Here is a 21,989-nt window from a genome sequence, read left to right as displayed (position 1 = left end):
CATTGCACATGCGGAGCGTTGCAGATGAAAATCCCACTGATTGTTCTTTCACTTCTTTTTTCACCCGCTGTCGCGAGCGCAGGTGACCCTTGCCCCATCGAGGTTGAAATACAAGACCTTGGCGTGCCCGAATGGCTGGACCGCGACGCACTACTCGACAATCTGACGTCGCAAAGCCCTTGGATCGGGATACGCTATTCTTACGGCGCGTTCGGCATAACACTTACGGATGTTACGCCACTAAGCCCGGCGAAATCAGCCGGTTTGGAGGTCGGCGATCTTGTGATGGAAATCGACGGCGTCGCGATGTCAGATCAGGCCACGATTAACGCGCTTTTTGACGCGAAAGAAATCGGCGAAGACATGGTATTTACGCGGGAAAACCGCTCACCGGCTACCGTCAGAATTGGGCGAACCGACCCGATTCCATTAGGTCTTGTCAGGGCGCTTGGAAACGTCGATTGCAGAGTGAGCAAGTTGTCACACCCGACCGAGGCCGAGAAAACCGCCATCTTGCCGATGCTGTTCAACGAAAATCGCGGATTCCGCTGCGATGATGCTCATATCGCTTTACAAGCCCTCCACGAGCGGAACTACCAAACACGGGTTTACTTTGTACGGGGCAGCCGCCGCATACTCATCAGTATGCCTTATTGGGGGAGCACATGTGTTGCGTCCACTACGCTTGACGGTGAAAATCTGTCCGACGCGGCGCTTATCGCTGCTGTAGAGCCTGCAATCGCGGACTACATACAAGATCGTTTCCAAAACCCATGATATTGGCGACCAAACGGTTGATCCTGCGTGAACCGCGCCCCGACGATCTGGAACCGATGTTTGAGGTCTTCAGCGATCCAAAGGCGATGCGCTATTGGTCGACGGCCCCTCATGAAACAAGGGAGGTCACCAAAGAGGTCCTCGACCGCCGCATTGCGCGCTGGCAAGAGGCCCCGCTGACCTTTCAAATCACTATCAACGACACCTACATCGGGAACTGCGGCAACTTTCAGGACAACGAAGTCGGCTTCATGCTCAGCCCCGAATACTGGCGGCAAGGCATCCTGACCGAGGCGATGACGGTCGTCATCCCCCACCTGTGGAACGTCACCGACCACGATCATCTGATGGCGGATGCCGATCCCAACAACGCCGCCTCATGCGCTCTGCTTCGCAAACTCGGCTTTCACGAAACACATCGGGCTGAAAAGACATTCTTCATCAACGGGATCTGGTCCGACAGTGTCTATTTCGCATTGAACCGCCCTACCGACCTGCGTTAACTCAAAGGTGGTCATCAGTTCACCAAGGCGTCGCCATCTCGCTAAACCTGATATTGGCACACAAAACCGCTGATCTTTCTCAGCCGGACGACAAGGGCGACCATCACCCGTTCACCGGGCCGGCAATCAAGAAAGGCCAGTCCATGCCACGCGCCATAACATCATTGAAGATCGATGATCTTTCGACATTTACTAGGACCCTAAGACAAAGCCTGATCCGGGAAGAAGGCACGCCGGGTCACAGCAAGATGTTGACATTGGTGGCCAAGGCCGCCGGTTACCAAAACTATCAGCATCTGAAAGCCGCCAAACCAGCAGCCAAGCCTGCCGATAGCAAGCAACTGGAAAAAGCACTCAGGGTCTTTGACGCAAACGGTATCATGATCCGGTGGCCGAACCAGACAGCGGTTCAGGGGCTTTGCCTCTGGGTGTTCTGGACGCAGCTGCCCGCCAGAACCGACCTGACCGAAAAGCAGATCAATACGATCCTCACATCCGGCAACAGTTTCGGCGATCACGCCCTACTCCGTCGATCCTTAATCGACCACCGACTGGCAGAGCGGACGACCGACGGCAAAACCTACCGCCGGATCGAGCGCGCCCCTCCACCCGAGGCGTTGCAACTGATCGCGGCGGTTCAGCGCCCTTCGTAACGGGCCGGACGTTTCTCCAAAAAGGCCATGACCCCTTCCTGGAAATCGCGGGTCTGGCCACAGCGGCCTTGCAGCTTGGCCTCGAGCGCGAGTTGCGCATCCAGTGAATTCTCGAACGACCCACGGATCGCCTTCTTCAACTGCCGGTACGCCACCGTGGGACCCTGAGCGAGCTGCGCCGCACGTGCCTGCACATGCTCCAGAAACGTCTCCGCCGGGGCGGTTTCATAGATCATCCCCCAATCCGCCGCGTCCTGCGCGGAAATCTTGTCGCCGAACAGCGCGGCGCCCATCGCCTTCGCCGCACCCATTTGGCGTGGCAACCAATATGTTCCGCCCGCATCCGGGATCAGGCCGATCCGGGTAAAGGCCTGCACGAAATAAGCGGCCTCTGACGCAATCACTACATCGGCTGCCAGTGCCAGATTGGCCCCCGCGCCCGCCGCCGGCCCGTTTACAGCCGCAATCGTCGGAATACGGCAATCAAAGATCGCCTTGAGCATCGGCACATATTCATCCCGTAGGGTCCGTTCGAGATCCAACGCACCCCCCGATCCAGCATCCCCAAGGTCCTGACCCGAACAGAAGGATTTGCCCGCACCTGTCATGATCAGGACCCGCGCATCCTTTTCCGCTGCTTTCACCGCATGTGTGATCTCTGCCCGCATTTGCGTGTTCAGCGCATTCATCAATTCCGGACGATTCAGCGTAATCACCGCCACCCCGTTCCGTACCACCAGTGTAATCGCTTGATAATCCATGCCGCGCCTTCCCTGATTGCGTTGCGCTCAATCTAATGAACCAATCGGTTCAGAAAAGAGCAACCGGGCGTCACGACCGCATTATTTTGTCCAGCTCGGCCTGTTCAGCCTCTGTGAGGGTCTCAGGCGTCGCACGCTTCCGGCGAATCGTTGTCCAACCGACACCCAGGGCGACAATCAACAGCGCCGGTGCCGCAAGCCACAGGATCAGATTAGCGCCACGTGTATCGGGCTGCAGCAGCACAAATTCACCATAGCGGGCAACCATGTAGTCCAGCGCTTCCCGGTCACTATCACCGGCGACCAGTCGTTCACGCAGTACAATGCGCAGTTCTTTCGCGAGGGTCGCATTGCTTTCGTCGATGCTCTCGTTGCGGCAAACCGGGCAGCGCAACCCCTGCGACAAGGCGCGCGCCCTGTCTTCGAGCACAGGATCGTCCAGCATTTCGCCCGGCTCCACCGCCCATACCGGCGTGGCAAGCAACACGACGATCAATGCCAGCCACCTCATTCAGCAGGAACCGCTTTGGGCATCTTTTTAGGTGCCGCCGCCCCGACCCGTAGCCGCCGGTCAGAAAGCGAGATACAACCACCCAAAGCCATCAGAATGGCGCCACCCCAGATCCAGTTGGCGAACGGTTTGATATAGACACGCACGGCCCACCCGCCATTCGTCTGCGGATCGCCAATCACGACGTAAAGGTCACGCAACACGCCGTTGCTGATTGCTGCTTCAGTCGTCGGCATGCCTGCTACGGGATAGAACCGCTTTTCGGGGCGCAGCGAAGTGACCTGCTCTTCGCCCCGCCAGACCGAGATATCGGCCATCGTCGTCACGTAATTGGGCCCTTGCAGCCGCTGCACATCATCCAACTGGAATGCGAACTGTCCGACCGACCAACGATCGCCAATATCGGCCACGCGGATATCCTCGCGCTCCCACGCCAGCAGCGCGGCGACCCCAAAGATGGTCACGCCCATCCCCATATGGGCGACCGCTTTTCCCCAATCCGCCCGGGGCAAACGGCCCATGCGACGCAGTCGTTCCCGCCAACCATCGCGGCCCGACCGCATCCATAAATCCGACAGGGCGCCACCCACAACCCAGATACCCAGCGCCAAACCAATCGGGCCAAGCGCAGAATTTCCGCTTTGCACGGCATAGGCCAAACCCGCGCAAGCGACGGCCAGGATCAACCATGCCCCCAAGGCCTTCCCGGCGCGATCGAAATTCCCACGTTTCCACGCAATGATAGAGCCAAGCGGCAGAACGACCGCCAACGCAACCATGAACGGGGTAAAGGCAGCGTCGAAGAATGGTGGCCCTACGGACAACGTCCGGTCGAACATAATCTCGGCGACCAGGGGCCAAATCGTCCCAATAAAGACGACAAAGCAGCTGACGGCCAACAGGATGTTGTTCAGGATCAGCGCGCTCTCACGGCTTACAGTCGAAAAGACACCCTTTGCATCCATCGCGCCAGCCCGCATAGCAAAAAGGGTCAGCGCACCGCCCAGGTAGAATGCGAGGATCAGCAAGATCAACATCCCACGCTCAGGATCATTGGCAAAAGCATGGACCGAGGTCAGAACGCCCGACCGGACGATAAATGCACCCAGCAACGAAAACCCGAAAGCGAGGATCGCCAGAAGGATCGTCCACGATTTCAACGCCTCGCGCTTTTCCACGACAATGGCCGAATGCAACAAGGCTGCCGCAATCAGCCATGGCATGAACGACGCATTTTCGACCGGATCCCAGAACCAAAAGCCGCCCCAACCCAGCTCGTAATAGGCCCACCAGGACCCCAATGCGATCCCGACGGTCAGGAACATCCAGGCGGCCAACGTCCACGGGCGAACCCAGCGGCCCCATGCGGCATCAACGCGCCCTTCGATCAGTGCGGCAACAGCGAACGAAAACGCCATGCTCAGGCCGACATAGCCAAGATAAAGAAACGGCGGGTGAAAGGCCAAGCCGGGGTCCTGCAACAGCGGATTTAGATCACGACCATTCAGAGGCGGTACCGACAGGCGCAGAAACGGGTTCGACGTGAACAGGATAAAGACGAAGAACGCGACAGCGATCGACGACTGCACAGCCAGCACCCGCGCTTTCAGTCGCGTAGGTAAATTGCCGCCAAACCACGCGGCCGAGGCGCCGAACAGCGTCAGGATCAACACCCATAACAGCATCGACCCTTCGTGGTTACCCCACACACCAGTGATCTTGTAGATCATCGGCTTATCGGTATGGGAGTTCTGATACACCAACTGCAGCGAAAAGTCGGACGTGACAAACGCCCAGGTCAGCGCCGCAAAAGAAAAGGCCGTCAGCAAGAATTGGGTCGTTGCCGCAGGGTCGGCCAAGGCCATCCAACCGGCATGCCCACGATGCGCGCCGATCATCGGCACGATCATCTGCACGATCGCCACGCCGAACGCCAGAATCAGCGCGAAATGTCCAAGTTCCACCAACATGCACCAGACATAGCGCAAAGCGAACCGGGGCAACATGGTCACCCCGGTCAAATCGGCGCTACATTTCGGCGCGCCCTAGCGGTAGAAGCGAGTCTCGGTCAGCCAGAAGATATGGCAACGATGATAAACAACTGCATAAGATCGGTCTTGCAGTTGCTCAGGGGTCAACTGCACCACCCAAGGTCCGAACGAAAACGTACCGTCGCCGCGAACCTTGGTGCCTTCCTCGAACACCAGATCGGCCCGCGCCGCGTGGTCGTTATCGCCCAAAAACCAGACCAGTTGATCGAACGAACAATCGCGCAACCGCGCAGAGCGGCCCCAAATGCGGGTTCTGGTCTCGCCCACGCGCTCTAACCGCTCAATGCTACCCGGCGTGACAACCGGAAACAGATAACCTTCAATACGTCCACCGACCGCGTTGATGAACATGACCGTCAACAGCGCAGAGGCCGCGATCAATACCCTTGTCATTGGGCAAGTCCCCCCTGGACGGCATAGGTCAGCGCGGCCATCAGCAGGCCACCGATAATCAGCCGGACCAACCACTTCAGCGTATCTTCGATCGCGCCCAGCCGATCCGACACGTTGCTGCGATGCACCTCGTCCACCGCATTACGGGTCTCGAGCGCCGTCAAACGGCGGTCGACCGCTTCGATCCATTCGCTATCCATGATCACGCCACCAATCCCGCAAGGCGGCATTATCCACGATCGGTGCAGGTGCTTCAGCCTCTTTCAGGTATTGCGCAGCCATTAAACTCCGCGCGATAGATTGCTGAAATTCTTGACCTTTTGCCTGATGACGTGCGCCAAAGTAAAAGCTGACGATCGCCCCCATCAGCCACCAAAGCGGCTCTGGCACCAATGCCATGCCTTTCATACCCTCGGCGAAAACCTCGGGGCTTTGCATTGCGGTCACGAACAGCCAGATCGTGCCTAAGGCCAAGGCCGGCCGCGGCAGCCGATTCAACCCATCGACCAACCGGTCGAACAGCCCACGGCGCGGATGCACGAACTCCGCCGCGAATTGCTCCAAACTCTCCGCCCGGGCGCTCGCCGCGCGCACCGCACCTTTCTCGGCATTCTCGGTAAAGACCTCTGCCGTTTCGACCACCACGTTGCGACCATCACCGAATAGAAATGTCATCAGACCACCAATCAACCCCATTTCGCGGTCCTCTGTGCATGTTGTGCGTCGGTATAGTGGTAACGGGGCGCGATGAACTCTTCGGCTCGGGCGATCCACCCGCCCTTCCCGCCATCCCGGCGGCGGGCATATTTGCGGCTGTTCACGCGACGGTCGGCCAGATCGTAGTAATAACTGCGACGCGCGATCCCGTAGGCATCGACAAAGTGCTTCGGCGCCGCCTCCAGCGCCTTTTTCGTCGCAGCAATCGTCTGTGGCCCGATCACGCCATCAACGGTGACGCTGATGCGCATATCGCCCAACAGCCTCTGCAGGATTTTCACAGCATTTGCACCCGCATTGACATACATGTCGAACACGGTTGCATGCAGCACCTCGGGCAGCTGATCGATTTTCGGACGACGGAAATAATGCTCGATAAAGATCGAGATGGCACGTGCCTTGGTCAGCACCTTCACATCCGCCTCATCGATCCGACCATCCGCCGTCAGGTCCAATCCCAGACGGCGCATCGTATGGATCGTCACGCCATACTTTGTCGCACCACCCGGATCATCCGGGTCATTCACATAGCCGCCCTCGCGGGCGACGATTTCCTCGGCAATTTCTTTGACATTGTGCATGTGCAGCCCTCTTGTCCAATCGACAAGAAAGCTGCGGGCAAATGGTTAATTCGTGACTGTGGCACCGTCCGTTGGTTTGTAGACACCCTGTTCTTTCAGAGCATCGACCACCTCGGTTGGCATATATGTCTCATCGTGTTTGGCAAGAATTTCAACCGCTTCAAAGCGACCGTTGATGTAATTTCCCTGCGCGACCATTCCCTGACCCTCCTCGAACAGGTCAGGCAGAATACCGGTGTAAACCACCGGCACAGATGCCCCGCCATCGGTCACAAGAAAGCTGATCTGCTCACCCTGCCCACGCACCAAGGACCCTGCCTCAACCAACCCGCCAATGCGAAAACGCTCGGCCGGGGATGGTGGCGCTTCTGACACTTCACTCGGTGACCGGAAGAACTGAAAACTGTCATCCGGCAGAAACCACAATAGCACCAACACCAGCGCCATACTGATCCCGGCAAGTGACATCACCTGAATACGCCGCCGTTTTTTCAGACTTTTCAAACCCCCACTCATGGAAACACCGGCGCCAGCATCAGGCCTTCCGTCTCGGGCAGCCCCAACATCAGATTGGCATTCTGCAAAGCCTGCCCTGACGACCCCTTAGTCAGGTTATCCAGCGCCGCAATCACAATCGCCCGCCCGGGCACGCGGTCGGCGACCACCCCGATATGGCAGAAATTGCTCGCCCGGATATGCTTGATCGACGGATGCTGTCCCATCGGTAGAACCTCGATAAACGGCTCGGCCGCGTAAACTGCGGCCAGCGTGTCATATATGGCGCTGGGGTCCCCTTGCACATAGGTTGTCGCCAAAATGCCGCGGTTGGCGGGAATTAGATGCGGCGTAAACTGGATGTACACGGGGCGACCAGCAACAGCTGTGAATTCCTGATCAAACTCGCCCAGATGCCGGTGCATGCCCCCCACAGCATACCCATGCGCCCCTTCTGACAATTCCGCATGCAACAGGTTCTCCTTCAACGCGCGCCCTGCCCCGGATACTGCTGCCTTCAGGTCCATGACGATGTGATCCAGATCAATCATACCCGCCGCAATCAAAGGTCTCAGAGCATACTGACCCGTCGCCGCATTGCAGCCCGTGCCCGCGACCAACCGCGCATCCTTGATCTGATCGCGATAGAACTCGGTCAGCCCATACACGGCTGTCTTTTGCAATTCCGGCGCGGCATGGGGCTTGCCATACCATTTCTCGTAATCCGCCGGGTCACGCAGCCGGAAATCGGCAGACATATCGACGATCCGCACGTGATCGGGCAGGCCAGCAATCACCTTTTGTGAGGTCGCATGCGGCAACCCGCAAAACACGATCTCGACGCCATCGAACGACATCTCTTCAATCGTGGTCAGACACGGCAGGTCAAGATGGCGTAGATGCGGAAACACCGCCGCCATGGCCATCCCGGCCTTTGAATTTCCGGACAGCCCGACAATGTTCAGGCTGGGATGCGTGGCAATCAACCGGACAAGCTCTGCCCCGGTATAGCCAGAAGCGCCAAGAATGGCGACGTTATGGGTCATTTCGATATCCCTTTGGGATGAATGTCTTGGAAAGGTTTATGCGGCTTCAAACGTGATTTGTCGTCGCAAAAACTGCGTTGCACGGCTCGACACGCGACCGGGATCACCCGTTGTCAAAAACGCACTCTCCATGCCCGGCCCGGCCATTTTGGGATGCCGCGTCAGATAGTCGGCAAGGCTTTCCGCGACCAATGATGCTTGTGAAAATACCTTCACATCAGCGCCCAGCGCATCCTGAAACTGATCATGCATCAAAGGATAATGGGTACACCCAAGCACCGCGGCATCGGGATTGGGCATCTTCCGCTTCAGCGCATCGACATGCGATTTCACCAACGCCTCGGCCAGGATCATGTCGCCATCCTCGATCGCATCGACCACACCCCCGCAGGCCTGCGCCTCGACGTCCACGCCGATCGCCCGAAAGGCCAACTCCCGTTGAAACGCCCGACTGCTCACCGTCGTAGGGGTGGCAAACAAGGCAACATGCTTCACCGCTACTTCTCGCGGTGGCGAATTGTCACCCCAATGCCGTTCCGTCAGCGCCTCGATCAGCGGCACAAAAACACCTAGCACGCGCTTGCCGTCAGGCACCCAGCCTTCCTGCATCCGGCGCAACGCCGCGGCAGAGGCGGTATTGCATGCCAAAATCACCAGATCACAGCCCGCATCGAAAAGGCGCTGCGTGGCAGCGGTCGTCAGATCGTATATATCATCGGGGGTTCGCACGCCGTAAGGCGAATGGGCACTGTCCCCAAGATAGACAATCGGTAAATCAGGCAGACGCTTGGCGACGGCGTCCAGCACCGTCAGCCCACCCAAACCGCTATCGAAGATCCCGACGGCCATTGCTCACCTTGTATCTGTCCTCGAACTCATGGCCCAATCGGCTCGCGTCGATAGGCTTCGGGCTCAGGTCATACGTGGCTTTGCGCAGGAAATCCATGCATCCTTTCGGGTCTTTTCGGTATTGATCCAGAACCGCCGACGGGATCGGATCACCCACGACAACGCGGACTGGCTTGTTGATGCGCGCCTTGAATTCCCGGATCAAAAGGCCCATCCGCAAGGTATAGTGCAAATGGCTCGCCAGTTGAAAAATGCGGCTATTCCCGCCCTCAAAGAACACGGGCACCACGACGGCATCGGATTTCGCGATCATCTTAGCCGTGAAATTCCGCCAACTGGGGTCCATCGGTCGCGAAAACGGCTTGGCCGAGGTCGACACGGTACCACCCGGAAATATCCCGATCGCTCCACCGTCTTTCAGATACTGGATCGCCGCCGCCCGCGTCTCGAGGTTCAGGCGCGCCGCCTCTTTCGTTTCATCGAAGGAAATCGGCAAGATGACTCGTTCCAGGTCGGCGGCGCGGCGGAAAACCTTGTGCGCCAGCACCCGAAACTCACCCTTGCGACGCATCGACAGAATGCGCCCCATCATCAAACCGTCCAGAATACCGTAAGGATGATTTGAAACGACAATCACCGCCCCTTTATCGGGAATGTGCTCCAGCGAACCGCCTACAACGTCCAACCTGATGCCATAACGTTCGGTTATCACCTCCCAAAAATCCTGACCGCGCGCGACCTCCAGGTCATAACCTCTCGCCTTGCGGATCAGCTTCAGGCGGCCGGTCGCGTTTTCCATCACTCGGATCATCGCCCGGCCCGGGCGGCCCTTCGCCGAATTGGCATAGGTAATATCACGCGCGACGTGATGATTTTTCATCGGGCATCATGCCTCAACTGTTATTTTACAACGTTATGCAGCATCGCGGCAATCCTCAGCAAGTGCTTCGCACACCGCCAATGAAAATCCGTGATGTCGTCCGAAATCAACATCAAGCTTATTCGCAACTTATCTAAATCTTTTCCATATTTCGAACGCAATCTGTCTTTAGCAATTCTGCTCAAAGCAGAGCATCCAACGGCTCTGACACCACGTAAAAATGTATCTGAATGAGTGGGGAAAAGACATGACGGCCTCGTCAACGAAATACACAAATATGTCCGTTGCAGGGTTGGTTTTGTCCCTTTTGGCCGCATGCGGAGGTGGTTCATCAGGCGCAAGCCAGTCAGATACCGCTGCAATACCCGACAATCAGGTTGCACCGGCAATGTATGGTTTCAGATCACAGTTCAGTTCGAACGTCCAATACGACGCAACGAATGAAACGATCACCAAACCATCCCGCTCGGGCGGCACATTTCAAATCAGCCTCGCGGATGATCAAAGTCCGGTCGGAACGACGGGTTTCAAACTTTATGATGGCCAAGTCATCGAAGATCTTCCAGGCGGTGGCGGCTTTACCCGAACCTACAATTTCGAGGGGTTTCGTGGCGAAACCGAAAGTGGCGGAGGCAGCGTGACGTTTATATCGGCGCATCCGAGTTTTGGTGGCTATCAAGGGATGGCCCGTCATATCGAAACAGAGATGCCGACGACAGGGTCAGCGACATTATCCGGCGATTACTTTGGCTACTTCAGCGCGATACGCGACACCAAAGAGTTCACGTATATCTACGGTGCGACCGAACTCGATCTGAACTACACGAATGCGACAGTCCAGGGCCGCATCAGCGAACGGATCGATAGCGCGGGGAATGTTTTCGAAGATGTCATTCTCCAAGAGACCGACGTTTCAGCCGGTCGCTTTACCGGGGACATCAGTGGCGGTGCCATGATCGCAGAAGATTTCGATGTCGCGCACCGACACCAATACGATGGTATGATTGTCGGCCCGGAAGGGAATGAGGCGGTCGGCGGCATTGCCATCCGTCACACGAATACCGAAGCCGATGAATTCGGTTGGGAAAGTGGTGCCTTTGTCGTCGATTGATCCCCCGCGCAAAACACTCATGCGCATGCTGTAGTCAACTTCTCATTCAGCTGCCTCTTGCATCGGCTGCGCGCGCAATACCGCCAGCAATTCCTCGCGCCGCTTGGCCGCCTTCTGGGCGTTCGCCTCTTTCACAGGGCCGAAACCACGAATGTCCAAGGGAAGCGCCGCCAAGGCAATCGCAGCGTCCCGGGTATCAGGGCGCAAAATTTTCAGCACCTCGGCCATATCCGCCTCATATTCCTTGATCAGCGCCCGCTCCATTCTGCGTTCGGCTGTCCGACCAAACGGATCGAATGGCGTGCCCCGTAGAAACTTCAACTTCGCCATCTTCGGAAACGCCCAAGCCATCCAGGCCCCGTATTCCTTTTTCAGCGGACGGCCATCCGGCCCGATTTTCGATAGTATTGGTGGGGCTAGATGGTGGGTCAGCGTCAAATCGCCGTCGAACGCCGCCTCTGCCTTTGCCTTCGTATCGGCCAGCAAGCGGGCCACCTCATATTCATCCTTGTAAGCAAGCAGCTTGTGATAGCCTTTGGCGACCGCCTCGCGCAGCGGCCCGTCCTGAAATTGATCGACAAAGCGACGATAGCGGCGGGCCAGACGCTTACCCTGATACTTCATAAGGTGTTCTTCACGAAACGCGATCTTGTCATCCAGTGACTTCGGCAACTGCACCACTTTCGGGATCAAGATCGCCGCCGCATCATCCGGATAAAGATAGGCCCACCGCCCCAGATCAAACGCGCGCAGGTTCCGCTCTACCGATGCACCATTCAGCTTGATCGCCTCGGTGATCGCCCCAAAGCTCAGCGGGATCGCCCCCATCTGCCAGGCCGCACCAAAGATCATCATGTTGGAAAAGATACTGTCGCCCAACAACGCCTTGGCCAATTCCGACGCATCGAACATGGACAGGCCATCACCCAACCGAGCCTGCAAGGCGACCTCCAACTGGTCCGTCGGCAGCTTGAACGCGGTATCACGGGTAAAATCGCCTGTGATGATCTCGTGCGAATTCACCACTCCCTTCGTCCGCCCGGTCTTCATCAGACCAATCGTCTTGGCCCCCGCGCTGACCACAAGATCGCCCCCGATCAACGCATCGCATTCGCCTGCCGCAACACGGATCGCATTGATATCCCCCGGCTTTTCCGCGATCCGGCAATGGATATGCACCGCGCCACCCTTCTGGGCGAGGCCAGCCATCTCCATCATGCCAGCCCCCTTGCCGTCCATATGGGCGGCCATCGCCATGACGGCCCCAATAGTCACCACACCGGTGCCACCAACGCCGGTAATCACCACGTTGTGCGTGCCCTCGATCGTGGGCAACTCCGGCTCCGGCATTTCCGGCAGATCGACATCCGCCGTCGCCTCTTTTCTGATTTTCGCGCCCTGAATTGTTACGAATGACGGGCAGAACCCTTTCACACAAGAATAATCCTTGTTGCAGGACGACTGATCGATCGCCCGCTTGCGACCCAATTCCGTCTCGATCGGCACGATGGACACACAGTTGGATTGCACCCCACAATCACCGCAACCTTCACAAACCTCCGTGTTAATAAAGACCCGCTTGTCCGGATCAGGAAACTGTCCACGCTTTCGCCGCCGCCGCTTTTCCGCGGCACAGGTCTGCACATACACAATGGCTGACACGCCCTTGTATTTGCTGAACTTCTCTTGCACGGCAGGCATATCCACCCGCTCATGCACATCCAATCCTATAGGAAACAGGGAAAGGTCGACATCTTCCTTCTCATCGTAGACAAGCGCGATATTTCGCACTCCCATTGCCTGCAATTCGCGGCAGATCTGGTCAGCGGTCAGGCCGCCATCATTGCCCTGCCCGCCGGTCATGGCGACGGCGTCATTGTACAGGATCTTGTAAGTGATATTCGTCCCCGCCATCATCGCAAAGCGAATGGCCTGCACGCCCGAATGGTTGTAGGTGCCATCGCCCAAATTCTGAAACACATGGTCGCGCGTCGAAAACGGGGCCTCACCGACCCAGTTGGCCCCTTCACCGCCCATCTGGGTAAAGCCGACCGTCGCACGATCCATCCATTGCACCATGTAATGGCAGCCAATCCCGGCATAAGCGCGCGAACCCTCTGGCACTTTGGTCGACGAATTATGCGGACAGCCCGAACAGAAATACGGCAACCGCGCCGCGATTTCCGGCGCATTATCCGCCCTCCGTGCCTCTGACAGCTGCGCCAGACCCGCTTTCACGCCCTCCGACCCACAGCCCTCTTCGACCAGGACCGACCCGATCTTTTCGGCAATCCAAATTGGATCCAGCGCGCCCTTCGTCGGAAACACCTCCTCCCGGCGGCCTTCGGAATGCTCGTCCCCCTTATGCCAGCCATAAACACGACGCCCGCGACGATCATCAAAGATCGCCTCTTTCACCTGAACCTCGATCAACTTGCGCTTTTCCTCGACGACGACGATCAGGTCGAGCCCCTCGGCCCATTCGTGGAACGACGCCATATCCAGCGGCCAGACCTGCCCGACCTTGTAAGTCGTAATCCCCAATCGCTCGGCCTCGGCCTCGTCAATGTTCAACAGCGACAAAGCATGCTGCAAATCCAGCCAGTTCTTCCCCGCGGCAACAAAGCCGATCTTCGCACCCGGTTTGCCCCATTTTCGCTGATCCATCCGGTTCGCGCGGCTAAACGCCTCTGCCGCAAACCGCTTGTAATCGATCATCCGCGCTTCCTGCAGCTGCGGCGTATCGACCAGCCGGATGTTCAGCCCCCCCTCCGGCAATTCCATGGTCGGGCGCACAAACGATAACCGATGCGGATCGCCATCCACGACCGAGGTCACCTCGATCGTATCCTTCATGGTCTTTAGCCCGACCCAGACGCCCGCATAGCGCGACAATTCCCAGGCATAGAGGCCATAATCAAGGATTTCCTGCACCCCAGCGGGCGACACAATCGGCATATATGCATCGACCATCGCCCAGTCCGACTGGTGTAACGTGGTAGAGCTCTCACCCGTATGATCATCGCCCATGGCCATGATGACACCGCCATGCGGCGACGTCCCGGCCATATTGGCATGGCGCATCACATCGCCAGTACGGTCGACACCTGGGCCTTTGCCATACCAAAGACCGAAAACACCATCATACTTGCCCTCACCGCGCAACTCCGCCTGCTGAGAGCCCCACAACGCGGTCGCCGCCAAATCCTCGTTCAACCCAAGTTGAAACTTGATATCGTCAGGCTCCAACACCGCATTGGCCCGCGTCATCTGCATATCGACCGCGCCCAAGGGCGACCCGCGATAGCCGGTCACATAACCTGCCGTGCTCAATCCAGCCGCGCGATCCCGCGCCTTCTGCATCAGCATCAACCGGACCAGCGCCTGCGTCCCATTCATCAGAACCGGCGATTTCTCCAGATCATAACGGTCGTTGAGTGAAACATTCTGGGCGGTCATCAAGCACTCCCCTGCGTGAACCTTACCTAAGGTATATCATAGGTCACAAATGCTGACCTACAAAGCAGATTTTTGTCGCATGACCGATTTGCAACCATTAAGACCCTTCGCGTAATGATCGGTTAATGATAACGGTAACGGCGCGGCAGGCAGGGCTTCATGGACTGGGACAAACTAAGAATATTTCACGCCGTCGCCGATGCCGGTTCGCTCACCCACGCGGGTGACACGCTGCACCTGTCGCAATCGGCCGTTTCACGGCAAATCCGTGCACTCGAAGAATCACTCAACACGACCCTGTTCCATCGGCACGCCCGCGGGTTGATCCTGACTGAACAGGGCGAATTGCTGTTCGACGCGACGAAGTCGATGAACAGACGGCTCGAGGCCGCGTCCGCACGCATCCGCGACAGCGAGGAAGAGGTGTTCGGCGAACTCCGCGTGACGACGACGACCGGCTTCGGAACCCTCTGGCTCGCCCCGCGTCTGCCGAAACTGTACGAACAATACCCCGACCTCAAAATCGACCTGATGCTGGAAGAGCGCGTGCTCGACCTGCCCATGCGCGAAGCCGACGTCGCGATCCGCATGAAGGAACCGTCCCAGGCTGATCTGATCCGCAAACGGCTGATGTCAGTGCGGATGCGGCTTTACGCCTCCGAAAGCTATGTGGAAAAAAACGGTACACCCACCAACGTCAGCCAGATCAGCCAGCACCGGCTGATCTGCCAAAGCCTCAATTCGATCCAGGTCGCGGCGGGGGCCACACTCGTCCAGCACCTGCTGACCTACGACATCCCCAACCTGTTCACGGTCAACAATTATTTCGGTGTTCTGCAGGGGATCCTCAACAACCTCGGCATCGGCGTCCTGCCTGATTATGTCACCGAAGATTTCCCCGATCTCATCCGCGTTCTCCCGGACCTCGAATCTGGGGAAGTCCCCGTTTTCCTCGCCTATCCCGAAGAATTGCGGCAATCCAAACGGATCAGCGCCTTCCGGGATTTCGTGCAGGAGGAAATCTTCAGCCATCGCAAGAAAATTCGCGAAAGCGCCGGGCTCTGACCAATACCCTACCCGTCGAATTTTCATCCCGATTGGTTCAAAATCCTGCCGCAATGCTTGCCTAATCCGCCGGAAAACGCAGCAGGATTTTCCGACATGGACAAAAAGGCTTTCGCCGAAAGACTTTAGCGGATCGAGGAACAAAAGGGCCACACAGCCGATGACTCTGCCATTGTGACATCCGAGGGCAGCGGTAAGCTGATTATCAGCCTCGTCTTTATCGCCGGCATCGCCCTCGTCGATGGCGCCGGTGCCATCGCCTTCTGCAAAAGCGAAACGTATGCCTCTCTCAAAGGCACGGTCACAGCCCAGCTGGACGCCATATCGAATGTCAGCCTTCCGACGATGAACAGCGGCGGAAGCATCCTTCTAGGCCCGGCTTTCGCCTCGGCAGAGAAACAGGCGCAAGAGCAGTTGGCCGAAAGAGAAGCGGCGCGCAACCTGACCCTCATCGCACCTTCTCGTGCACATCCCGCACCGCCCACCGAACCGGTCACGACGGATCGCATGGGCGCGGTGATCGGCATGGGCCACGCTGTCACCGACGGTGACGCACCCGTCGCGTTGAATGAAGTCTTCACAAACTTCCAGCCGACCGGTCCAAATCACCCACACGGTGCGATCACGCCATTCGACACCAACGAAAACTGCACGCTCCGCGCCATCCGTCCGAATGAAAAGCTGGCGAACGTCAACGTCATGCGCCCAAACATGCTGGCCCCGATCCAGCTGGTCTATCAGGACAGCATTCACGAAGTTATCGAACGCCAAACGAAAGAAGCGCTCGAGGAAGGGCACTCGATCGGCATGATGTCCATCCCACGATGGACGCTGGGCGTGATCGACGTCGTCGTCACCGACAGCAGCGGGCCGCTCTACCTCGCCCTTCAAAGCTATGGCGGCGTCATGTGGAAAATTCACGCCACCGGGGGCGTCGACATCGCCCATATCGCCATGATCTCGAACAGAACATCCGCCCTCACCGGCAATATCGGAAACGCAAGTTTCGAGGCAGTGCGCACCGCTGATTTCGACACGCCGCCCGACTTTTACCATTATGACAGCGAACTCGGCGATCTGGAATGCATGACCACCCCCTACCGCAAACCCGACGAAAGCTGGGGCGCCTGGAACGGGGCGAAACGTGGAAATTCGCTCGATGGCAACCTGCTGTTCGGACAGGACAAAGGCTTCGACGCCTACGATCACTGGTTTACCGAAACACTCGGCATCAGCGCGACGACAAACCTGATCGAAGCGGCCCAGGCCGGTGCCGTCCTCGTCGGCGACGTGCCCAATTACGCGATCGGGAACGTAACGCGGATCAAAGGCGGGGATTTCGTCTCGGCCTTCCTGCCCGATACCGACGAAAATCGCACCCATGAAATACCCCAAGAGCGCACAGCCTTTCTTGCGGAAATTCTGGACCTGTGCGCAGCCCTCCGTGCGGAATACGGTAACTGCCTCATCGGCACCGCTGGTTTTTACCTCGATCGTGCGGCACGTTTTTCCGGCGGTGGGGTCAGCGCGCATGCCGCCGCGTGGGTCGAGGTCTACTTGCCAGACAACCCGTTCGAACAGCGCAACTTTCAGGAAAAGGTCAATGCGATCTTAGCCGAAAAAGGAAACTGACATACAACCTATGACTGAGCCATGCATGCAACACATATCTGGTTTGCGCATCGAACGGGCGATTTTTCTTGAATGGTCAAAAATCGCACCCTATCTCAAGGATCGAAGGCGATGATGCTCTAACGCTCATCGAATTCACCTCCCTGTTGGACTTTGCCGGGCCTTGTGCCCGGCTTTTTTTTGGGGCGTATCGGAACGTCGGCGACCGCTATGTGTTTACTCTTCACAGCAACGCTGAAATGGAGAGCACGATGAACTGGGATCAAATTCAAGGTAACTGGAAACAATTCAAAGGTCAGGCGCAGGCCAAGTGGGGCGAACTGACAAATGACGAAGTCGACGAGGTGCAGGGCGACCGCGAAGCACTCGAAGGCAAGATCCAGGCGAAGTATGGCAAATCGAAAGAAGAGGCGAAGAAAGAGGTCAACGACTTCATCAACAGCCTCTAAACGATCCGCGATATCTGATACAGCCGGGCGACGCGCCCGGCTTTTCCTTTGGTACACACCAAATCCGTTGCCCCTCCCGCCGCCATGGCCTAAAGCATCGCCCAACCTGGCGGAGGTACAGATGCACGAACCACAAATCACCGAAGACCTGATCGCCGCCCACGGCCTCAAACCCGACGAATACGCCGACATCCTCCGCATCCTGAACCGGGAACCGACCTTCACCGAACTCGGCATCTTCTCGGCGATGTGGAACGAGCATTGCTCCTACAAGTCTTCCAAGAAATGGCTGCGCACCCTGCCCACCGAAGGACACCACGTCATCTGCGGCCCCGGTGAAAACGCGGGCGTCGTCGATATCGGCGATGGCCAGGCCGTCGTGTTCAAGATGGAAAGCCACAACCACCCCAGTTACATCGAACCGTATCAAGGCGCGGCCACCGGCGTCGGCGGCATCCTCCGCGACGTCTTCACCATGGGCGCGCGCCCCATCGCCGCGATGAACTCGCTCAGCTTTGGCGAACCGTCGCACCCGAAAACCAGACAACTCGTCAACGGCGTCGTCGCCGGCATCGGCGGCTACGGCAACTGTTTCGGCGTCCCAACGGTCGGCGGCGAAGTGCGCTTTGACCCCGCCTATAATGGCAACTGTCTCGTCAACGCCTTCGCGGCAGGGCTCGCCGACGCCGACAAAATCTTCTACTCTGCAGCGAGCGGCATCGGCATGCCCGTCGTTTATCTCGGCGCAAAAACCGGGCGCGACGGCGTCGGCGGCGCCACCATGGCCAGCGCCGAATTCGACGACACGATCGAGGAAAAGCGGCCAACCGTCCAGGTCGGCGACCCCTTCACCGAAAAACGCCTGATGGAGGCGACGCTGGAACTCATGGCCACCGGGGCCGTCATCAGCATTCAGGATATGGGCGCGGCGGGTCTCACCTGTTCTGCCGTCGAAATGGGCGACAAGGGCGGGCTTGGCGTCAAACTCAACCTCGATGCCGTCCCCCAGCGCGAAGACGACATGACCGCCTACGAGATGATGCTGTCAGAATCCCAGGAACGCATGCTCATGGTCCTCAAACCGGAACTCGAGGCCGAGGCCCGTGCCGTCTTCGAAAAATGGGACCTCGACTTTGCCATCGTCGGCGAAACCATCGCCGAAGACCGGTTCATCGTCGAACACAACGGCAAGGTCATGGCCGATCTGCCCCTCGCCAAACTCTCCGGCAGCGCCCCCGAATATGACCGGCCGTGGGAGCCCACACCGCCCGCCGAACTGCTCGGCGAAATCCCCGGCGTGCATCCCATCGACGGACTCAAAGCCCTGATCAGCAGTCCGAATTATGCGGGCAAACAATGGGTCTACGAACAATATGACAGCCAGGTCATGGCCGACACCGCCCGCACCCCGGGCCATGGGTCCGGCATCGTCCGGGTCCACGGCACCGACAAGGCACTTGCCTTCACCTGCGACGTCACACCGCGCTACATCAAGGCAAACCCAGTGGAAGGCGGTAAACAGGCCGTGGCCGAAGCTTATCGTAACCTCACTGCAGTTGGCGCCAAACCCCTCGCCACGACAGACAACATGAATTTCGGCAACCCAGAAAAGCCTGAAATCATGGGGCAATTCGTTGGGGCCATTCAGGGCATCGGCGAAGCCGTCAAGGCACTCGACATGCCCATCGTCTCGGGCAACGTGTCGCTCTATAATGAAACCGACGGCAAGGGGATTCTGCCGACCCCCACCATCGGGGCGGTCGGACTGATCAATCACCCCGACCTCATGATCACGGGGCAAATCCGCGAAGGCCATGTTCTACTGCTGCTTGGGGAAACCAAGGGCCATCTGGGTCAATCCGCACTGCTGGCCGAAGTTTACGGACGCAGCGAAGGCGACGCGCCGCCGGTCGATCTCGTCGCCGAAAGGCAAAACGGCGATTTCATCCGCGCCAACCACACCTACATCAAAGCCTGCACCGACCTCAGCGATGGCGGCCTCGCCCTCGCCGCCTTCGAACTCGCGGAAGAGGCCCAAATTGGTATCACCCTCGACGTGGAAGACACCCCCACCCTCTTCGGCGAAGACCAGGCGCGATATCTCATCGCCTGCAATTTCGACCAGGCCGAGGCGCTGATGATCGCCGCCAATCAAACCGGCATCATACTCACGACAATCGGCAAAGTTGGCGGTGACCAGATCACCTTCGGCAGCCAAAGCGCACCACTCGCCGACCTTACCCATGTTTTCCGGACATCTTTCGCAACCGCACTCGCGTAACAATCACCTTATCATTTCGCCAAAAATACTCCCGCCGGAGGCTCCGCCCTTGTCCACCGGCGCGGACGCACATAGCTTAAACGCAACAGCCGAGGACAGACATGCCCATCACAGCCCACGAAATCGAAACGCTGCTGCGCGACAGCTTCCCCAACGCCACGATACAGATCGAGGGCAATGACGGCGCGCATTTCCAAGGCATGGTGATCGACGAAAGTTTCCGCGGCATGAACCGCATCCAGCAACAACGGGCCGTGATGGCGGTGGTAAAGCCCAAAATCGACAGCGGCGAACTCCACGCCTTGGCTCTGACGACCAAGGCACCCGACTGATGGGCGCCAGCTTCTACATTTACGGTATTGCCGCACTCTTCATAGTGATTGGCGCCTGGCAGATAATTCGCTTTGAGCAGAAAAAGCGATTTGCACGAAAGCAAAACCGAGGAATCGAGCCCGAACATAGCGCGATTGATAAGATCATCGTTAGCGGGACCACCTGCTTCACCGATACAGTCGACCAGTCCTTCACAAAGGACCCGCAAATCCACGCCAAGGCCTTTGTGCCAGAAAAAGCGAGACAAAAATGACAGCCCAAGACCAGATCAAAGAAACCGTCACCAACAACGACGTCGTCCTTTTCATGAAAGGCACGAAAACCATGCCACAATGCGGCTTTTCATCCCGCGTCGCTGGCGTTTTGAATTTCATGGGCGTCGAATACAGCGACATCAACGTCCTCGCCGATGACGACATTCGCCAGGGGATCAAGGATTATTCCGACTGGCCGACAATCCCGCAGCTTTACGTCAAAGGTGAATTCGTCGGAGGCTGCGACATCATCACGGAAATGACGCTTTCAGGCGAACTCGACACGCTCTTCTCTGAAAACGGCGTGAACTTCGATAAAGACGCCGCCGACAAAATCCGCGAAGCGAACGGTTAGTTCGCTTCCACCTGATCCGCCAGCGCCTCGGCCCGCGCTGCAATCTCGGCCAGCGCATCCGTCACCGCCTGCGGCACGACCGGCACCTCGATCCGCTCGGGCGCGCGCGATTGCATCGTCTCGACATGCGCGCGCAGCTGTGCGGCCTCGGCCTCCGACTCGCGCAGCTTGTCCTCCAGCCCGGCCGTCTTGTCGGCCAGCATCAGCCCCGCCATCAGCAACATCCGTGCTTCCGGCATGCGCCCGATCTGGTCTGCCAAATGCGACGCTTCCACATCCAACATCGCGGCGGCAGAATGCAGGAAATGCTCTTCGCCATCCTGACAGGCAACTTCAAAACTCCGGCCCCCGATCTTGATCTCAATCTGCGGCATGTGTCGCCTCCTTCATCAACGGGGTCAGTTCCGCCAAAATCGCATCCAGTTCGGCAGCATCGGCGGCACGCTGCGCCTGCAATGCGGCAATCTCTGACGCTACCGCCTGATCCACCAATTCCGGCGCCAGGCCCTGAGTCACCGCCTCGCGCAACGCCGTGTTCATCTCACGCATCTGCGCATTCGATTGCCGCAAACCCTGCAACTGTCCATCCAGCGCCTTCAGCTGCTCTTTCTGTGCCGCGACCTTCGCGGTCAAATCGGCCACCTGCGTATCCTGGCGCGCCTTCAGCTCTTCAACCCGGCGCACCAGTTCCGCATTCTTGGCCTGCTCGGCAGCCAAAGCATCACTACCGCCAGCGTGTGTCGCCACACCCTGCCTGATCCGGTCCAGCGCAGCTGTGATCCGTCGTTCCAATGCACTTATGTCACTCATCCGCCCGTCCTTTCACACCCCCG

Annotated in this window: 25 protein-coding genes; 11 read left to right on the top strand and 14 right to left on the bottom strand. The window is 58.1% G+C overall.

The genetic code is table 11. From position 1 onward, the window contains the following. The first annotated feature begins 24 nt into the window (after window positions 1-24). Genes V8J85_RS02310 through V8J85_RS02300 form a run of 3 tightly spaced genes read left to right on the top strand, consistent with a single transcriptional unit; the run spans window position 25 to window position 1,933 of the window. On the top strand, window positions 25-777 hold the full coding sequence (locus V8J85_RS02310; RefSeq protein ID WP_339951819.1) for a PDZ domain-containing protein: 753 nt from the start codon (window positions 25-27) through the stop codon (window positions 775-777). Beyond that, window positions 774-1,280, top strand: a complete 507-nt coding sequence (locus tag V8J85_RS02305; protein ID WP_339951817.1) for a GNAT family N-acetyltransferase — start codon at window positions 774-776, stop codon at window positions 1,278-1,280. Before V8J85_RS02310 ends, V8J85_RS02305 begins: the two co-directional genes overlap by 4 nt. Before the next feature lie 53 nt (window positions 1,281-1,333). Then, a complete protein-coding gene (locus V8J85_RS02300; RefSeq protein ID WP_339951815.1) occupies window positions 1,334-1,933 on the top strand; it encodes a DUF2087 domain-containing protein in 600 nt (199 codons plus the stop codon). On the opposite strand, the gene V8J85_RS02295 is transcribed toward V8J85_RS02300, so the two are convergent. The 11 genes from V8J85_RS02295 to V8J85_RS02245 form a co-directional block, all read right to left on the bottom strand. Continuing rightward, window positions 1,918-2,694 carry an enoyl-CoA hydratase-related protein gene (locus tag V8J85_RS02295; protein ID WP_339951813.1) on the bottom strand — a complete coding sequence of 259 codons (777 nt, stop codon included), beginning with the start codon at window positions 2,692-2,694 and terminating at the stop codon, window positions 1,918-1,920. The two genes, V8J85_RS02300 and V8J85_RS02295, sit on opposite strands and share 16 nt — an antisense overlap. Before the next feature lie 70 nt (window positions 2,695-2,764). Beyond that, entirely contained in the window at window positions 2,765-3,205 is a 441-nt protein-coding gene (locus V8J85_RS02290; RefSeq protein ID WP_339951811.1) for a cytochrome c-type biogenesis protein, read from the bottom strand. Then, entirely contained in the window at window positions 3,202-5,175 is a 1,974-nt protein-coding gene (locus V8J85_RS02285; protein WP_339951809.1) for a heme lyase CcmF/NrfE family subunit, read from the bottom strand. The genes V8J85_RS02290 and V8J85_RS02285 overlap by 4 nt, the downstream gene beginning before the upstream one ends. A 75-nt stretch (window positions 5,176-5,250) precedes the next feature. Continuing rightward, the gene (locus V8J85_RS02280) at window positions 5,251-5,649 is read right to left on the bottom strand and encodes a hypothetical protein (protein ID WP_339951807.1); all 399 of its coding nucleotides are present in this window, start codon (window positions 5,647-5,649) and stop codon (window positions 5,251-5,253) included. Then, window positions 5,646-5,849 carry a pseudouridine synthase gene (locus V8J85_RS02275; RefSeq protein WP_339951805.1) on the bottom strand — a complete coding sequence of 68 codons (204 nt, stop codon included), beginning with the start codon at window positions 5,847-5,849 and terminating at the stop codon, window positions 5,646-5,648. Before V8J85_RS02275 ends, V8J85_RS02280 begins: the two co-directional genes overlap by 4 nt. Continuing rightward, window positions 5,842-6,345, bottom strand: a complete 504-nt coding sequence (locus tag V8J85_RS02270) for a holin family protein (RefSeq protein ID WP_339951803.1) — start codon at window positions 6,343-6,345, stop codon at window positions 5,842-5,844. Before V8J85_RS02270 ends, V8J85_RS02275 begins: the two co-directional genes overlap by 8 nt. Continuing rightward, window positions 6,336-6,947: a holin-associated N-acetylmuramidase gene (locus tag V8J85_RS02265; RefSeq protein ID WP_339951801.1), complete on the bottom strand. Its 612-nt coding sequence runs from the start codon at window positions 6,945-6,947 to the stop codon at window positions 6,336-6,338. The genes V8J85_RS02270 and V8J85_RS02265 overlap by 10 nt, the downstream gene beginning before the upstream one ends. Window positions 6,948-6,992: 45 nt before the next feature. Further along, the gene (ccmE, locus tag V8J85_RS02260) at window positions 6,993-7,451 is read right to left on the bottom strand and encodes a cytochrome c maturation protein CcmE (RefSeq protein ID WP_339951799.1); all 459 of its coding nucleotides are present in this window, start codon (window positions 7,449-7,451) and stop codon (window positions 6,993-6,995) included. Between the two features lie 8 nt (window positions 7,452-7,459). Continuing rightward, complete coding sequence (gene argC, locus V8J85_RS02255) at window positions 7,460-8,488, bottom strand: N-acetyl-gamma-glutamyl-phosphate reductase (RefSeq protein ID WP_339951797.1); 1,029 nt, start codon at window positions 8,486-8,488, stop codon at window positions 7,460-7,462. 36 nt (window positions 8,489-8,524) lie between these two features. Beyond that, window positions 8,525-9,337: a glutamate racemase gene (locus V8J85_RS02250; protein ID WP_339951795.1), complete on the bottom strand. Its 813-nt coding sequence runs from the start codon at window positions 9,335-9,337 to the stop codon at window positions 8,525-8,527. Next, window positions 9,315-10,217: a lysophospholipid acyltransferase family protein gene (locus V8J85_RS02245; protein ID WP_339951793.1), complete on the bottom strand. Its 903-nt coding sequence runs from the start codon at window positions 10,215-10,217 to the stop codon at window positions 9,315-9,317. Before V8J85_RS02245 ends, V8J85_RS02250 begins: the two co-directional genes overlap by 23 nt. 388 nt (window positions 10,218-10,605) lie before the next feature. On the opposite strand from V8J85_RS02245, the gene V8J85_RS02240 reads away from it, so the two are divergent. Continuing rightward, entirely contained in the window at window positions 10,606-11,328 is a 723-nt protein-coding gene (locus V8J85_RS02240; protein ID WP_339951791.1) for a hypothetical protein, read from the top strand. Between the two features lie 42 nt (window positions 11,329-11,370). Here the strand turns inward: V8J85_RS02240 and V8J85_RS02235 are convergent, their stop codons facing one another. Continuing rightward, the gene (locus V8J85_RS02235) at window positions 11,371-14,787 is read right to left on the bottom strand and encodes an indolepyruvate ferredoxin oxidoreductase family protein (RefSeq protein WP_339951789.1); all 3,417 of its coding nucleotides are present in this window, start codon (window positions 14,785-14,787) and stop codon (window positions 11,371-11,373) included. 159 nt (window positions 14,788-14,946) lie between these two features. Between V8J85_RS02235 and V8J85_RS02230 the strand changes: the two genes are divergently transcribed. The 7 genes from V8J85_RS02230 (at window position 14,947) to grxD (ending at window position 21,156) form a co-directional block, all read left to right on the top strand. Continuing rightward, a complete protein-coding gene (locus tag V8J85_RS02230) occupies window positions 14,947-15,852 on the top strand; it encodes a LysR family transcriptional regulator (RefSeq protein WP_339951787.1) in 906 nt (301 codons plus the stop codon). Window positions 15,853-16,026: 174 nt separating this feature from the next. Further along, window positions 16,027-17,484, top strand: a complete 1,458-nt coding sequence (locus V8J85_RS02225; RefSeq protein ID WP_339951785.1) for a hypothetical protein — start codon at window positions 16,027-16,029, stop codon at window positions 17,482-17,484. Window positions 17,485-17,735: 251 nt separating this feature from the next. Beyond that, window positions 17,736-17,933 (top strand): CsbD family protein, encoded by a 198-nt coding sequence (locus V8J85_RS02220; protein WP_339953057.1) that lies wholly within the window; start codon window positions 17,736-17,738, stop codon window positions 17,931-17,933. 121 nt (window positions 17,934-18,054) lie between these two features. Continuing rightward, window positions 18,055-20,214 (top strand): phosphoribosylformylglycinamidine synthase subunit PurL, encoded by a 2,160-nt coding sequence (gene purL, locus V8J85_RS02215; RefSeq protein WP_339951783.1) that lies wholly within the window; start codon window positions 18,055-18,057, stop codon window positions 20,212-20,214. A 101-nt stretch (window positions 20,215-20,315) separates the two neighbouring features. Then, window positions 20,316-20,546: a BolA/IbaG family iron-sulfur metabolism protein gene (locus V8J85_RS02210; protein ID WP_339951781.1), complete on the top strand. Its 231-nt coding sequence runs from the start codon at window positions 20,316-20,318 to the stop codon at window positions 20,544-20,546. Beyond that, a complete protein-coding gene (locus tag V8J85_RS02205; RefSeq protein ID WP_339951779.1) occupies window positions 20,546-20,800 on the top strand; it encodes a hypothetical protein in 255 nt (84 codons plus the stop codon). Before V8J85_RS02210 ends, V8J85_RS02205 begins: the two co-directional genes overlap by 1 nt. Further along, on the top strand, window positions 20,797-21,156 hold the full coding sequence (grxD, locus tag V8J85_RS02200; protein ID WP_339951777.1) for a Grx4 family monothiol glutaredoxin: 360 nt from the start codon (window positions 20,797-20,799) through the stop codon (window positions 21,154-21,156). The genes V8J85_RS02205 and grxD overlap by 4 nt, the downstream gene beginning before the upstream one ends. Here the strand turns inward: grxD and V8J85_RS02195 are convergent. Both V8J85_RS02195 and V8J85_RS02190 read right to left on the bottom strand, forming a co-directional pair. Beyond that, entirely contained in the window at window positions 21,153-21,530 is a 378-nt protein-coding gene (locus tag V8J85_RS02195; protein ID WP_339951775.1) for a cell division protein ZapA, read from the bottom strand. The genes grxD and V8J85_RS02195 overlap by 4 nt on opposite strands. After that, window positions 21,517-21,966, bottom strand: a complete 450-nt coding sequence (locus V8J85_RS02190; RefSeq protein WP_339951773.1) for a hypothetical protein — start codon at window positions 21,964-21,966, stop codon at window positions 21,517-21,519. The genes V8J85_RS02195 and V8J85_RS02190 overlap by 14 nt, the downstream gene beginning before the upstream one ends. Window positions 21,967-21,989 lie beyond the last annotated feature (23 nt).

Origin of the sequence: Yoonia sp. 2307UL14-13 (assembly GCF_037572755.1) — a bacterium.
Taxonomy (GTDB): Bacteria; Pseudomonadota; Alphaproteobacteria; order Rhodobacterales; family Rhodobacteraceae; genus Yoonia.
Note: the sequence above shows the minus strand (reverse complement) of the source record. Positions and strands in the feature narration are given on the sequence as shown.

What these genes read in the sequence shown, in the direction of transcription:
- V8J85_RS02310 (WP_339951819.1), top strand. Translation starts at nt 25, where the DNA reads ATGAAAATCCCACTGATTGTTCTTTCACTTCTTTTTTCACCCGCTGTC.
- V8J85_RS02305 (WP_339951817.1), top strand. Translation starts at nt 774, where the DNA reads ATGATATTGGCGACCAAACGGTTGATCCTGCGTGAACCGCGCCCCGAC.
- V8J85_RS02295 (WP_339951813.1), bottom strand. Translation starts at nt 2,694, where the DNA reads ATGGATTATCAAGCGATTACACTGGTGGTACGGAACGGGGTGGCGGTG.
- V8J85_RS02290 (WP_339951811.1), bottom strand. Translation starts at nt 3,205, where the DNA reads ATGAGGTGGCTGGCATTGATCGTCGTGTTGCTTGCCACGCCGGTATGG.
- V8J85_RS02285 (WP_339951809.1), bottom strand. Translation starts at nt 5,175, where the DNA reads ATGTTGGTGGAACTTGGACATTTCGCGCTGATTCTGGCGTTCGGCGTG.
- V8J85_RS02280 (WP_339951807.1), bottom strand. Translation starts at nt 5,649, where the DNA reads ATGACAAGGGTATTGATCGCGGCCTCTGCGCTGTTGACGGTCATGTTC.
- V8J85_RS02275 (WP_339951805.1), bottom strand. Translation starts at nt 5,849, where the DNA reads ATGGATAGCGAATGGATCGAAGCGGTCGACCGCCGTTTGACGGCGCTC.
- V8J85_RS02270 (WP_339951803.1), bottom strand. Translation starts at nt 6,345, where the DNA reads ATGGGGTTGATTGGTGGTCTGATGACATTTCTATTCGGTGATGGTCGC.
- V8J85_RS02265 (WP_339951801.1), bottom strand. Translation starts at nt 6,947, where the DNA reads ATGCACAATGTCAAAGAAATTGCCGAGGAAATCGTCGCCCGCGAGGGC.
- argC (WP_339951797.1), bottom strand. Translation starts at nt 8,488, where the DNA reads ATGACCCATAACGTCGCCATTCTTGGCGCTTCTGGCTATACCGGGGCA.
- V8J85_RS02250 (WP_339951795.1), bottom strand. Translation starts at nt 9,337, where the DNA reads ATGGCCGTCGGGATCTTCGATAGCGGTTTGGGTGGGCTGACGGTGCTG.
- V8J85_RS02245 (WP_339951793.1), bottom strand. Translation starts at nt 10,217, where the DNA reads ATGAAAAATCATCACGTCGCGCGTGATATTACCTATGCCAATTCGGCG.
- V8J85_RS02240 (WP_339951791.1), top strand. Translation starts at nt 10,606, where the DNA reads ATGTATGGTTTCAGATCACAGTTCAGTTCGAACGTCCAATACGACGCA.
- V8J85_RS02235 (WP_339951789.1), bottom strand. Translation starts at nt 14,787, where the DNA reads ATGACCGCCCAGAATGTTTCACTCAACGACCGTTATGATCTGGAGAAA.
- V8J85_RS02230 (WP_339951787.1), top strand. Translation starts at nt 14,947, where the DNA reads ATGGACTGGGACAAACTAAGAATATTTCACGCCGTCGCCGATGCCGGT.
- V8J85_RS02220 (WP_339953057.1), top strand. Translation starts at nt 17,736, where the DNA reads ATGAACTGGGATCAAATTCAAGGTAACTGGAAACAATTCAAAGGTCAG.
- purL (WP_339951783.1), top strand. Translation starts at nt 18,055, where the DNA reads ATGCACGAACCACAAATCACCGAAGACCTGATCGCCGCCCACGGCCTC.
- V8J85_RS02210 (WP_339951781.1), top strand. Translation starts at nt 20,316, where the DNA reads ATGCCCATCACAGCCCACGAAATCGAAACGCTGCTGCGCGACAGCTTC.
- V8J85_RS02205 (WP_339951779.1), top strand. Translation starts at nt 20,546, where the DNA reads ATGGGCGCCAGCTTCTACATTTACGGTATTGCCGCACTCTTCATAGTG.
- grxD (WP_339951777.1), top strand. Translation starts at nt 20,797, where the DNA reads ATGACAGCCCAAGACCAGATCAAAGAAACCGTCACCAACAACGACGTC.
- V8J85_RS02195 (WP_339951775.1), bottom strand. Translation starts at nt 21,530, where the DNA reads ATGCCGCAGATTGAGATCAAGATCGGGGGCCGGAGTTTTGAAGTTGCC.
- V8J85_RS02190 (WP_339951773.1), bottom strand. Translation starts at nt 21,966, where the DNA reads ATGAGTGACATAAGTGCATTGGAACGACGGATCACAGCTGCGCTGGAC.